The sequence below is a fragment of the Paenarthrobacter sp. JL.01a genome (genome assembly GCF_025452095.1).
Lineage (GTDB): Bacteria > Actinomycetota > Actinomycetes > Actinomycetales > Micrococcaceae > Arthrobacter.
In genome coordinates this window covers 3,970,646-3,983,391 of the sequence record NZ_CP104877.1, presented here as the reverse complement: position 1 = coordinate 3,983,391, position 12,746 = coordinate 3,970,646, and the positions used below count along the sequence as shown (strand labels likewise).

Here is a 12,746-nt window from a genome sequence, read left to right as displayed (position 1 = left end):
TGGCCTTTTGTGGTCGTGGTTCTCTCGAGTAGTTGATGCATCATGATCGGGCGTTTTGTTCGATGTGTGTGGTCAAGTTTTTAAGGGCACACGGTGGATGCCTTGGCATTAGGAGCCGAAGAAGGACGTAGGAATCTGCGATAAGCCTGGGGGAGTTGATAACCGAGCGTTGATCCCAGGATGTCCGAATGGGGAAACCCCGCACAACGCTGCAAGGTGATTGTGTGACCCGCATCTGAACACATAGGGTGCGTGGGGGGAACGCGGGGAAGTGAAACATCTCAGTACCCGCAGGAAGAGAAAACAAGAGTGATTCCGTTAGTAGTGGCGAGCGAACGCGGATCAGGCTAAACCGTTTCCATGTGTGATAGCCGGCGGGCGTTGCATGGGCGGGGTTGTGGGACTTTCCGTTCTGGTTCTGCCGGGCCAGTGAGGTGAGAGTGCGTGCATAGGTGAACGGTCTTGAAAGGCCGGCCAGAGAGGGTGTGAGCCCCGTAACCGTAATGTTGTGTGCCGCCTGGAGAGTATCCCAAGTAGCACGGGGCCCGAGAAATCCCGTGCGAATCTGTCAGGACCACCTGATAAGCCTAAATACTTCCTAATGACCGATAGCGGACCAGTACCGTGAGGGAAAGGTGAAAAGTACCCCGGGAGGGGAGTGAAACAGTACCTGAAACCGTGTGCTTACAATCCGTCGGAGCAGCCTTTGTAGTTGTGACGGCGTGCCTTTTGAAGAATGAGCCTGCGAGTTAGTGTTACGTCGCGAGGTTAACCCGTGTGGGGTAGCCGTAGCGAAAGCGAGTCTGAACAGGGCGAGTGTAGTGGCGTGATCTAGACCCGAAGCGGAGTGATCTACCCATGGCCAGGTTGAAGCGACGGTAAGACGTCGTGGAGGACCGAACCCACTTCAGTTGAAAATGGAGGGGATGAGCTGTGGGTAGGGGTGAAAGGCCAATCAAACTCCGTGATAGCTGGTTCTCCCCGAAATGCATTTAGGTGCAGCGTTGCGTGTTTCTTGCCGGAGGTAGAGCTACTGGATGGCCGATGGGCCCTACAAGGTTACTGACGTCAGCCAAACTCCGAATGCCGGTAAGTCAGAGCGCAGCAGTGAGACTGTGGGGGATAAGCTTCATAGTCGAGAGGGAAACAGCCCAGACCACCAACTAAGGCCCCTAAGCGTGTGCTAAGTGGGAAAGGATGTGGAGTTGCGAAGACAACCAGGAGGTTGGCTTAGAAGCAGCCATCCTTGAAAGAGTGCGTAATAGCTCACTGGTCAAGTGATTCCGCGCCGACAATGTAGCGGGGCTCAAGTACACCGCCGAAGTTGTGGATTTCACACAGTACCCTAGCCTTCGTGGTTCAGGGGTGTGGAGTGGTAGGGGAGCGTCGTGTGGGCAGTGAAGTCGCGGTGGAAACCAGCGGTGGAGCCTACACGAGTGAGAATGCAGGCATGAGTAGCGAAAGACGGGTGAGAAACCCGTCCGCCGAATGATCAAGGGTTCCAGGGTCAAGCTAATCTGCCCTGGGTAAGTCGGGACCTAAGGCGAGGCCGACAGGCGTAGTCGATGGACAACGGGTTGATATTCCCGTACCGGCGAAAAACCGCCCATGCCAAGCGGGGGATACTAACCGCCCGGAGCCTGCCCGCTCACCCTTGTGGTGTTGTGGGTTTTGGCCGAGCGCGGGACCTGATCCCGGGAGGTAAGCGTATTAACAGGTGTGACGCAGGAAGGTAGCCGGGCCGGGCGATGGTTGCCCCGGTCTAAGGATGTAGGGTCAGGGATAGGCAAATCCGTTCCTGTGTGTTTCGAGCACGATCCTGAGATCTGATGGGACCCCCGTTCGGGGGATCCGGTGATCCTATGCTGCCTAGAAAAGCATCGACGCGAGGTTTTAGCCGCCCGTACCCCAAACCGACACAGGTGATCAGGTAGAGAATACCAAGGCGATCGAGAGAATTATGGTTAAGGAACTCGGCAAAATGCCCCCGTAACTTCGGGAGAAGGGGGGCCTGCCCCGTGATGGAGACTTGCTCTCCGTGAGCGGGTGTGGGCCGCAGAGACCAGGGGGAAGCGACTGTTTACTAAAAACACAGGTCCGTGCGAAGTCGCAAGACGATGTATACGGACTGACTCCTGCCCGGTGCTGGAAGGTTAAGAGGACCGGTTAGCTCTTCGGAGCGAAGCTGAGAATTTAAGCCCCAGTAAACGGCGGTGGTAACTATAACCATCCTAAGGTAGCGAAATTCCTTGTCGGGTAAGTTCCGACCTGCACGAATGGAGTAACGACTTCCCCGCTGTCTCAACCATAAACTCGGCGAAATTGCAGTACGAGTAAAGATGCTCGTTACGCGCAGCAGGACGGAAAGACCCCGAGACCTTTACTATAGTTTGGTATTGGTGTTCGGAGTGGCTTGTGTAGGATAGGTGGGAGACGTTGAAGCCCGGACGCCAGTTCGGGTGGAGTCATCGTTGAAATACCACTCTGGTCACTTTGGACATCTAACTTCGGCCCGTGATCCGGGTCAGGGACAGTGCCTGATGGGTAGTTTAACTGGGGCGGTTGCCTCCTAAAAAGTAACGGAGGCGCCCAAAGGTTCCCTCAGCCTGGTTGGCAATCAGGTGTCGAGTGTAAGTGCACAAGGGAGCTTGACTGTGAGAGAGACATCTCGAGCAGGGACGAAAGTCGGGACTAGTGATCCGGCGGTACATTGTGGAATGGCCGTCGCTCAACGGATAAAAGGTACCTCGGGGATAACAGGCTGATCTTGCCCAAGAGTCCATATCGACGGCATGGTTTGGCACCTCGATGTCGGCTCGTCGCATCCTGGGGCTGGAGTAGGTCCCAAGGGTTGGGCTGTTCGCCCATTAAAGCGGTACGCGAGCTGGGTTTAGAACGTCGTGAGACAGTTCGGTCCCTATCCGCTGCGCGCGCAGGAAATTTGAGAAGGGCTGTCCTTAGTACGAGAGGACCGGGACGGACGAACCTCTGGTGTGTCAGTTGTACTGCCAAGTGCACCGCTGATTAGCTACGTTCGGATGGGATAACCGCTGAAAGCATCTAAGCGGGAAGCTCGCTTCAAGATGAGATTTCCATACACAATTTGTGTGAGAGGCCCCCAGCCAGACCACTGGGTTGATAGGCCGGATGTGGAAGCGAGGACTAACGACTCGTGAAGCTGACCGGTACTAATAGGCCAACAACTTACACCACACACAACACACTGCACGCGTCCACTATGTGGTTCCCAACCAACAACCCACCAGTTGAAACAGGAACCAACAACTAAATAACAACACCACAGTTGTAACCAACAGTCTTCCCACCCCCACCACACAAGAGCGGGGGAACGGGTAACAAGGTTACGGCGGTCATAGCGTGGGGGAAACGCCCGGTCCCATTCCGAACCCGGAAGCTAAGACCCACAGCGCCGATGGTACTGCACCCGGGAGGGTGTGGGAGAGTAGGACACCGCCGGACAACCATTAGGTCGAGACCCCCCAACCCACGGTTGGGGGGTCTCCCACATAAAAGACCACAAACACGCACAAGGCCCCCACCACACCGGTCAGGGGCCACGCGCATTTAACGACCAACCGCGGCTGTCGCACACAGGCGGGCAGGCCGCCGTCGAGCGTTAAACGTCTACCTGCAAGCGGCGTACAGTCGAATTCAGCGGTCCAGCTGCAGCCGCGACCAGCTCCAAAGCGTCAGCGCGCCGAAGAGAGTCGGAATCGCGAAGGTGAGGGCCAGAGCTGCCGGCGGCACCGTGCCAGGTGCTACCGCCCAGAGTGCCGGCGCGGCGACGGGAAACCATGGTCCGGCGCCCGCAAGAACCGCCACCTGCGTCCCGGCCATGACACCGACCGTAAGGCCGATTCCGCTAAGCAGGCCACGGCCGAGGGTTGCCGACCAGGCCGCGGGCGTGGCGATCAGCGCCGAAAGCACTGTGAGTGGGAGGAGCCGGGACAGCCCTTCGAATTCAGCAGCTTGGGCCATCCAAAGCCCAGGACAAGGCCGAGGCCAAGCAAGGTCATAGTCAACACGACTGCCATGACGATTGCCCAGCCTGCGTAAACCATGAGCTTGGCCAGGGCAATCGTGGTCCGCCGGACCGGCAGTGCGAATAGCCCGGAAATGGTGCCGTCCGTGAATTCCCTGCCGTGCCGGCGGCAGTAATTTGGTGGGCCGAGGAGGGGTAGCCGGCCCAGCATGACCGCCCGGGAAGATAGCGTCTTGCGTCCCCTGACGTCGAGTGCAGCGCTGAGTCCTTCGAATGGCTTTTTCATGCTGATATCTCCGGCTTCCGGGCTTCGTTGCGGGTGTCGTCGCTGTGGACGAGGGCAAAGAATTCCCGCACTATGTCTGTGGCCTTCGGACCGATGCTCCCGATGACGTTTGTCGGTCCACCCAGCACGATGAGCTGAGGGGCGAGTTGAAGGGCGCAAGCGAGTCCCAGCCGTTGGCGATTCCCCGGAGAGAGCGACACCGGATGGGGTCGTCGCAGATCCAGCTCGTCGAGCACCGTGTCCACGCTCGCCTTGATGTCAAAGGGTGGGACACCGCGTAGGCGTGCTCCGATCTCGAGATTGGTCCACCCTGCCAGCTCCCCATATGCAAGCGGGTACTCAATCAGCTGCCCCAGACGGCTCCATGTGTTCGATCCGGTGGCTTTCACTTTCTGCCCAGAGATGGCCACGTCGCCGGAGTCGGGGACCAGCAATCCCAGCACCAGCCTCATCAGCGTGGACTAGCCTGCGCCATTCAAACCGACGAGGCATGGATCTCACCCGCGGCTACGTCCCGGTAGAGCTTGTGTACCCCGTCTCCGGAGCCGAAAGAACGCGAAACGCAATGCGCCGCGAGCAGGGTTTCGGCCATGGTGTTCCTCCAGAACGTCCAGGGCATCAGCCATGACCGACTCCCTGCTGGCATCGCTCCTGGCAACTGCGCCCGCAATGGTGGTGTTCGACGGCAGTGTTGGGGTGGTGTTCGACGGCGGTGTGGTGGGGTTTTGGGGGTGGGTGTGTGGGTGTTGGGTGGTGGATTTGCGTTGGGGTTGTGGGGCGTGTATTGTTTTCTGAGTCGCCGGGTGCGAAACGGAAAGCCGGAAGGTGTGTACGGTTCGGTAGGCGGCCAAAAATAACTCTTCTTTTCCAATGGCCCTGTTGTGGTGCGCTGCTTTGTGTGGTGTTCCGGTCGGGGTGATGTTTTGGGGGGTCTGTTGTTTGAGAACTCAATAGTGTGCCAAGTTTGTTGATACCGATTGTTTTTTGATTGGTTGAAATTTATGCCAGTACTGTCGCGCACCCCCGTGTGTGGTGGTCTGGTTTTCAGCTGGTTTCGAATTTTGTGCAGCCATGTTCTTGCCGTTATTTCCGGTGGGTGTGGTTGTGTCTGTTTGATTTGTTTTACTTCAACGGAGAGTTTGATCCTGGCTCAGGATGAACGCTGGCGGCGTGCTTAACACATGCAAGTCGAACGATGATCCCAGCTTGCTGGGGGATTAGTGGCGAACGGGTGAGTAACACGTGAGTAACCTGCCCTTGACTCTGGGATAAGCCTGGGAAACTGGGTCTAATACCGGATATGACTCCTCATCGCATGGTGGGGGGTGGAAAGCTTTTGTGGTTTTGGATGGACTCGCGGCCTATCAGCTTGTTGGTGGGGTAATGGCCTACCAAGGCGACGACGGGTAGCCGGCCTGAGAGGGTGACCGGCCACACTGGGACTGAGACACGGCCCAGACTCCTACGGGAGGCAGCAGTGGGGAATATTGCACAATGGGCGAAAGCCTGATGCAGCGACGCCGCGTGAGGGATGACGGCCTTCGGGTTGTAAACCTCTTTCAGTAGGGAAGAAGCGTAAGTGACGGTACCTGCAGAAGAAGCGCCGGCTAACTACGTGCCAGCAGCCGCGGTAATACGTAGGGCGCAAGCGTTATCCGGAATTATTGGGCGTAAAGAGCTCGTAGGCGGTTTGTCGCGTCTGCTGTGAAAGACCGGGGCTCAACTCCGGTTCTGCAGTGGGTACGGGCAGACTAGAGTGCAGTAGGGGAGACTGGAATTCCTGGTGTAGCGGTGAAATGCGCAGATATCAGGAGGAACACCGATGGCGAAGGCAGGTCTCTGGGCTGTAACTGACGCTGAGGAGCGAAAGCATGGGGAGCGAACAGGATTAGATACCCTGGTAGTCCATGCCGTAAACGTTGGGCACTAGGTGTGGGGGACATTCCACGTTTTCCGCGCCGTAGCTAACGCATTAAGTGCCCCGCCTGGGGAGTACGGCCGCAAGGCTAAAACTCAAAGGAATTGACGGGGGCCCGCACAAGCGGCGGAGCATGCGGATTAATTCGATGCAACGCGAAGAACCTTACCAAGGCTTGACATGAACCGGTAATACCTGGAAACAGGTGCCCCGCTTGCGGTCGGTTTACAGGTGGTGCATGGTTGTCGTCAGCTCGTGTCGTGAGATGTTGGGTTAAGTCCCGCAACGAGCGCAACCCTCGTTCTATGTTGCCAGCGGTTCGGCCGGGGACTCATAGGAGACTGCCGGGGTCAACTCGGAGGAAGGTGGGGACGACGTCAAATCATCATGCCCCTTATGTCTTGGGCTTCACGCATGCTACAATGGCCGGTACAAAGGGTTGCGATACTGTGAGGTGGAGCTAATCCCAAAAAGCCGGTCTCAGTTCGGATTGGGGTCTGCAACTCGACCCCATGAAGTCGGAGTCGCTAGTAATCGCAGATCAGCAACGCTGCGGTGAATACGTTCCCGGGCCTTGTACACACCGCCCGTCAAGTCACGAAAGTTGGTAACACCCGAAGCCGGTGGCCTAACCCTTGTGGGGGGAGCCGTCGAAGGTGGGACCGGCGATTGGGACTAAGTCGTAACAAGGTAGCCGTACCGGAAGGTGCGGCTGGATCACCTCCTTTCTAAGGAGCTGCTTACAATCTGTTGTCCCTGCCTGCATGGGTGGGGGTGTGGTTGTCAGTGTTGCCCATTGCGCAGGCGTTTGTTCTGCGGTGGGTGCTCATGGGTGGAATATCAACGAATCATTTTTTTGGCATGGCCTTTGCGGTGGTGTCCTGGTGCTAGTACGGCGGTCCTTCGGGGTTGTTGGGAACGTGTCCGGGGTGTTGGTTGTGGGGGTTGTGTTTGGCGCACTGTTGGGTCCTGAGGCAACAGGACCTTTTTGCAGCAATGCATTGGAGACTGGTGTTTCTTTTGTTCCTGCTTCCGGTACTGCCGTGTTCCCTTGTTGGGGGTGTGGTGGTCTGGTTGATGGGGTTGTTGTTTGAGAACTACATAGTGGACGCGAGCATCTGAGACACACGCACTTGTGTGTGTGTTTCTACAGCAATTTCTTTTTGATGAACCTGGCCTTTTGTGGTCGTGGTTCTCTCGAGTAGTTGATGCATCATGATCGGGCGTTTTGTTCGATGTGTGTGGTCAAGTTTTTAAGGGCACACGGTGGATGCCTTGGCATTAGGAGCCGAAGAAGGACGTAGGAATCTGCGATAAGCCTGGGGGAGTTGATAACCGAGCGTTGATCCCAGGATGTCCGAATGGGGAAACCCCGCACAACGCTGCAAGGTGATTGTGTGACCCGCATCTGAACACATAGGGTGCGTGGGGGGAACGCGGGGAAGTGAAACATCTCAGTACCCGCAGGAAGAGAAAACAAGAGTGATTCCGTTAGTAGTGGCGAGCGAACGCGGATCAGGCTAAACCGTTTCCATGTGTGATAGCCGGCGGGCGTTGCATGGGCGGGGTTGTGGGACTTTCCGTTCTGGTTCTGCCGGGCCAGTGAGGTGAGAGTGCGTGCATAGGTGAACGGTCTTGAAAGGCCGGCCAGAGAGGGTGTGAGCCCCGTAACCGTAATGTTGTGTGCCGCCTGGAGAGTATCCCAAGTAGCACGGGGCCCGAGAAATCCCGTGCGAATCTGTCAGGACCACCTGATAAGCCTAAATACTTCCTAATGACCGATAGCGGACCAGTACCGTGAGGGAAAGGTGAAAAGTACCCCGGGAGGGGAGTGAAACAGTACCTGAAACCGTGTGCTTACAATCCGTCGGAGCAGCCTTTGTAGTTGTGACGGCGTGCCTTTTGAAGAATGAGCCTGCGAGTTAGTGTTACGTCGCGAGGTTAACCCGTGTGGGGTAGCCGTAGCGAAAGCGAGTCTGAACAGGGCGAGTGTAGTGGCGTGATCTAGACCCGAAGCGGAGTGATCTACCCATGGCCAGGTTGAAGCGACGGTAAGACGTCGTGGAGGACCGAACCCACTTCAGTTGAAAATGGAGGGGATGAGCTGTGGGTAGGGGTGAAAGGCCAATCAAACTCCGTGATAGCTGGTTCTCCCCGAAATGCATTTAGGTGCAGCGTTGCGTGTTTCTTGCCGGAGGTAGAGCTACTGGATGGCCGATGGGCCCTACAAGGTTACTGACGTCAGCCAAACTCCGAATGCCGGTAAGTCAGAGCGCAGCAGTGAGACTGTGGGGGATAAGCTTCATAGTCGAGAGGGAAACAGCCCAGACCACCAACTAAGGCCCCTAAGCGTGTGCTAAGTGGGAAAGGATGTGGAGTTGCGAAGACAACCAGGAGGTTGGCTTAGAAGCAGCCATCCTTGAAAGAGTGCGTAATAGCTCACTGGTCAAGTGATTCCGCGCCGACAATGTAGCGGGGCTCAAGTACACCGCCGAAGTTGTGGATTTCACACAGTACCCTAGCCTTCGTGGTTCAGGGGTGTGGAGTGGTAGGGGAGCGTCGTGTGGGCAGTGAAGTCGCGGTGGAAACCAGCGGTGGAGCCTACACGAGTGAGAATGCAGGCATGAGTAGCGAAAGACGGGTGAGAAACCCGTCCGCCGAATGATCAAGGGTTCCAGGGTCAAGCTAATCTGCCCTGGGTAAGTCGGGACCTAAGGCGAGGCCGACAGGCGTAGTCGATGGACAACGGGTTGATATTCCCGTACCGGCGAAAAACCGCCCATGCCAAGCGGGGGATACTAACCGCCCGGAGCCTGCCCGCTCACCCTTGTGGTGTTGTGGGTTTTGGCCGAGCGCGGGACCTGATCCCGGGAGGTAAGCGTATTAACAGGTGTGACGCAGGAAGGTAGCCGGGCCGGGCGATGGTTGCCCCGGTCTAAGGATGTAGGGTCAGGGATAGGCAAATCCGTTCCTGTGTGTTTCGAGCACGATCCTGAGATCTGATGGGACCCCCGTTCGGGGGGATCCGGTGATCCTATGCTGCCTAGAAAAGCATCGACGCGAGGTTTTAGCCGCCCGTACCCCAAACCGACACAGGTGATCAGGTAGAGAATACCAAGGCGATCGAGAGAATTATGGTTAAGGAACTCGGCAAAATGCCCCCGTAACTTCGGGAGAAGGGGGGCCTGCCCCGTGATGGAGACTTGCTCTCCGTGAGCGGGTGTGGGCCGCAGAGACCAGGGGGAAGCGACTGTTTACTAAAAACACAGGTCCGTGCGAAGTCGCAAGACGATGTATACGGACTGACTCCTGCCCGGTGCTGGAAGGTTAAGAGGACCGGTTAGCTCTTCGGAGCGAAGCTGAGAATTTAAGCCCCAGTAAACGGCGGCGGTGGTAACTATAACCATCCTAAGGTAGCGAAATTCCTTGTCGGGTAAGTTCCGACCTGCACGAATGGAGTAACGACTTCCCCGCTGTCTCAACCATAAACTCGGCGAAATTGCAGTACGAGTAAAGATGCTCGTTACGCGCAGCAGGACGGAAAGACCCCGAGACCTTTACTATAGTTTGGTATTGGTGTTCGGAGTGGCTTGTGTAGGATAGGTGGGAGACGTTGAAGCCCGGACGCCAGTTCGGGTGGAGTCATCGTTGAAATACCACTCTGGTCACTTTGGACATCTAACTTCGGCCCGTGATCCGGGTCAGGGACAGTGCCTGATGGGTAGTTTAACTGGGGCGGTTGCCTCCTAAAAAGTAACGGAGGCGCCCAAAGGTTCCCTCAGCCTGGTTGGCAATCAGGTGTCGAGTGTAAGTGCACAAGGGAGCTTGACTGTGAGAGAGACATCTCGAGCAGGGACGAAAGTCGGGACTAGTGATCCGGCGGTACATTGTGGAATGGCCGTCGCTCAACGGATAAAAGGTACCTCGGGGATAACAGGCTGATCTTGCCCAAGAGTCCATATCGACGGCATGGTTTGGCACCTCGATGTCGGCTCGTCGCATCCTGGGGCTGGAGTAGGTCCCAAGGGTTGGGCTGTTCGCCCATTAAAGCGGTACGCGAGCTGGGTTTAGAACGTCGTGAGACAGTTCGGTCCCTATCCGCTGCGCGCGCAGGAAATTTGAGAAGGGCTGTCCTTAGTACGAGAGGACCGGGACGGACGAACCTCTGGTGTGTCAGTTGTACTGCCAAGTGCACCGCTGATTAGCTACGTTCGGATGGGATAACCGCTGAAAGCATCTAAGCGGGAAGCTCGCTTCAAGATGAGATTTCCATACACAATTTGTGTGAGAGGCCCCCAGCCAGACCACTGGGTTGATAGGCCGGATGTGGAAGCGAGGACTAACGACTCGTGAAGCTGACCGGTACTAATAGGCCAACAACTTACACCACACACAACACACTGCACGCGTCCACTATGTGGTTCCCAACCAACAACCCACCAGTTGAAACAGGAACCAACAACTAAATAACAACACCACAGTTGTAACCAACAGTCTTCCCACCCCCACCACACAAGAGCGGGGGAACGGGTAACAAGGTTACGGCGGTCATAGCGTGGGGGAAACGCCCGGTCCCATTCCGAACCCGGAAGCTAAGACCCACAGCGCCGATGGTACTGCACCCGGGAGGGTGTGGGAGAGTAGGACACCGCCGGACAACCATTAGGTCGAGACCCCCCAACCCACGGTTGGGGGGTCTCCCACATAAAAGACCACAAACACGCACAAGGCCCCCCACCACACCGGTCAGGGGCCTTCAGCCGTTAAGGACTAACCCCAGAACCCACCCAGCTCATCGGCCAAGGACAGCCCTTGTTCGTAGCCGGTCCGCGCCGCAGCTGGGCGGAGCGACAGATCCATGGCGTTGACCCCGAACATGTGCTCGGAGTCGCTCTCCGGGACGATGGTGCGAACCCGGCTCCCGTTGCCCTGCAACGCGGACACCTGGGTCCGCAGATCCATTCCCCATTCGCCAGGCGTCCGTGTCCGGCCGCCGAACGGCGAGAGCACCAAAACCCTGGGATATCCGGCTGCGAGGTCCGCGTTCTCCGCATTGGTCCGGTATCCGCCGTCGATGTAATGCTTGGTGCCGATGCTGTAGGCGAAGCCGCTGGCGCAGCTGGCGGCCACGGCGTCCACCAGGTCGACTCCGCTGTGACGGTCGAAGACCACAGGCTCCCCGGTTTCAGCATCTACTGCTGTGAGAAGCACAGCCCGCTCGGGCCACTGTTGCTGGGGCAGTCGGCCCGATACGGTAGCCCTCCACCTTTTGCTGGCTCCATCCATGGCCGCTGCCAGGTCGAGGGCCGCGGCACCCATTCGGCGGCGCATGTCGGCCATGTCCCTTGAAGCGTCCAGGATCCTGCCTGTCCGCTCCATATGGTCAGTTACGGATCCGGCCCCTTTCTGGGCCGGCGCCCCCGAACCTGCCGGTCCCGCGCCAGATGACTGACGCGGAGGGAGAGGCACAGGACCAAGAGTGGCCTTCAACAGGTCGGCGGGCGCAGCGCCGGCCAGCTGGGCCGCTGCCGTGGACCCGGCCGAGGTCCCAACCGTGAGGTCTGCGCGGGTGACGTCCACACCGCCGTCGTAAAGTCCTGCGACGACGCCGATGAGCCACGCGTTGCCTGTGGATCCGCCGCCTCCAAGGACCAATGCGCGCTCACCCTGCGGGATGCGCGCAGAAGCGTCAAGGGTTGGCAGTACTTGCGCTGCCGCCGATGCTTCCGGGGCGGGAGGGGCAGGTAAGGGAGATGTATTCATGGGAGTTGCCTTTCGCGAAATGCGTACCAGGCGCTCCCGGGGGGGGGCGGCTTGCTCAGCCGCGGGATCGTGGACTGCTGGGAGCGCCCACTGTGGATACTGCCTTCATGGGTCTCACCTCCAGTCCCGAAGTTCATGATTGTTCAAAGATCACGATCACCGGAAAAGCTATCACCCGGCAGGGTGGGTGTGCAACGGAAATTCAGGATCAGGACCGCAGGCGCGCCGCAGGGACTGGTTCTCTGTCCATGTCCGATCGGCGTAGGGTACGCCAAGGGCTTAAAGGGGCCCTAAAAACCGCTGAAATCCGGTGATTTTGGTCAAAAAAGCGCGGAAACACGCGGAATTTGCTGGCCAAGGCAGCCCAAGCTGGTAAGTTTTCGAAGAGTGGCTTGCTCGCATTCCGCTTGAAAGCTCAAAAACGTATGAGTCCAGGAGGACGTAAATGGCTAAGAACCGTAGTGAACTCGTTGCAGAGGTAGCAGGCAAGGCTGGCACCAGCCAGGCAGCAGTCAACTCCGTGCTCGATGCACTGTTCGAAGTTTTCGAGACTTCTGTCGCTGCCGGCGAGAAGATCACCATCCCGGGCTGGCTCGCCGTTGAGCGCACCGACCGTGCAGCCCGCACCGGCCGCAACCCGCAGACCGGCGAAACCATCCAGATCGCAGCAGGCCACAGCGTCAAGCTGACCGCTGGCTCCAAGCTGAAGGCAGCTGTCGCCAAGAAGAAGTAACTTCTTCGGCACACGCCTTGAAAGGGCGGCAACCTGATGGTTG

General features: G+C 57.7%; 5 protein-coding genes and 5 rRNA genes. 6 read left to right on the top strand and 4 right to left on the bottom strand.

Features of this window, described 5'->3' with window-relative positions:
- Window positions 1–70 precede the first annotated feature (70 nt).
- Window positions 71–3,213: ribosomal RNA gene (locus tag N5P29_RS18860) — 23S ribosomal RNA — on the top strand.
- Between the two features lie 150 nt (window positions 3,214–3,363).
- A 5S ribosomal RNA gene (rrf, locus tag N5P29_RS18855) occupies window positions 3,364–3,480 on the top strand.
- Between the two features lie 192 nt (window positions 3,481–3,672).
- Here rrf (N5P29_RS18855) and N5P29_RS18850 read toward each other — a convergent pair.
- Genes N5P29_RS18850 through N5P29_RS18840 form a run of 3 tightly spaced genes read right to left on the bottom strand, consistent with a single transcriptional unit; the run spans window position 3,673 to window position 4,741 of the window.
- On the bottom strand, window positions 3,673–3,948 hold the full coding sequence (locus tag N5P29_RS18850; RefSeq protein ID WP_262276313.1) for a hypothetical protein: 276 nt from the start codon (window positions 3,946–3,948) through the stop codon (window positions 3,673–3,675).
- A complete protein-coding gene (locus tag N5P29_RS18845; protein ID WP_262276312.1) occupies window positions 3,933–4,289 on the bottom strand; it encodes an ABC transporter permease in 357 nt (118 codons plus the stop codon). The genes N5P29_RS18850 and N5P29_RS18845 overlap by 16 nt, the downstream gene beginning before the upstream one ends.
- Window positions 4,286–4,741, bottom strand: coding sequence for an ATP-binding cassette domain-containing protein (locus tag N5P29_RS18840; RefSeq protein WP_262276311.1), 456 nt, complete (start codon window positions 4,739–4,741; stop codon window positions 4,286–4,288). Before N5P29_RS18840 ends, N5P29_RS18845 begins: the two co-directional genes overlap by 4 nt.
- Window positions 4,742–5,416: 675 nt before the next feature.
- Between N5P29_RS18840 and N5P29_RS18835 the strand changes: the two genes are divergently transcribed.
- The 3 genes from N5P29_RS18835 to rrf (N5P29_RS18825) all read left to right on the top strand — a co-directional run bounded on the left by N5P29_RS18835 (window position 5,417) and on the right by rrf (N5P29_RS18825) (window position 10,864).
- A 16S ribosomal RNA gene (locus N5P29_RS18835) occupies window positions 5,417–6,935 on the top strand.
- A gap of 515 nt (window positions 6,936–7,450) precedes the next feature.
- Window positions 7,451–10,597 (top strand): 23S ribosomal RNA (locus N5P29_RS18830).
- Window positions 10,598–10,747: 150 nt separating this feature from the next.
- Window positions 10,748–10,864 (top strand): 5S ribosomal RNA (rrf, locus tag N5P29_RS18825).
- Together the 16S, 23S and 5S rRNA genes form the textbook arrangement of a ribosomal RNA operon.
- A gap of 113 nt (window positions 10,865–10,977) precedes the next feature.
- Here rrf (N5P29_RS18825) and N5P29_RS18820 read toward each other — a convergent pair.
- Window positions 10,978–11,970: a patatin-like phospholipase family protein gene (locus tag N5P29_RS18820; RefSeq protein ID WP_262276310.1), complete on the bottom strand. Its 993-nt coding sequence runs from the start codon at window positions 11,968–11,970 to the stop codon at window positions 10,978–10,980.
- A gap of 445 nt (window positions 11,971–12,415) precedes the next feature.
- Between N5P29_RS18820 and N5P29_RS18815 the strand changes: the two genes are divergently transcribed.
- On the top strand, window positions 12,416–12,703 hold the full coding sequence (locus N5P29_RS18815) for an HU family DNA-binding protein (RefSeq protein WP_011776355.1): 288 nt from the start codon (window positions 12,416–12,418) through the stop codon (window positions 12,701–12,703).
- Window positions 12,704–12,746 lie beyond the last annotated feature (43 nt).

What these genes read in the sequence shown, in the direction of transcription:
- N5P29_RS18820 (WP_262276310.1), bottom strand. Translation starts at nt 11,970, where the DNA reads ATGAATACATCTCCCTTACCTGCCCCTCCCGCCCCGGAAGCATCGGCG.
- N5P29_RS18815 (WP_011776355.1), top strand. Translation starts at nt 12,416, where the DNA reads ATGGCTAAGAACCGTAGTGAACTCGTTGCAGAGGTAGCAGGCAAGGCT.
- N5P29_RS18840 (WP_262276311.1), bottom strand. Translation starts at nt 4,741, where the DNA reads ATGAGGCTGGTGCTGGGATTGCTGGTCCCCGACTCCGGCGACGTGGCC.
- N5P29_RS18845 (WP_262276312.1), bottom strand. Translation starts at nt 4,289, where the DNA reads ATGAAAAAGCCATTCGAAGGACTCAGCGCTGCACTCGACGTCAGGGGA.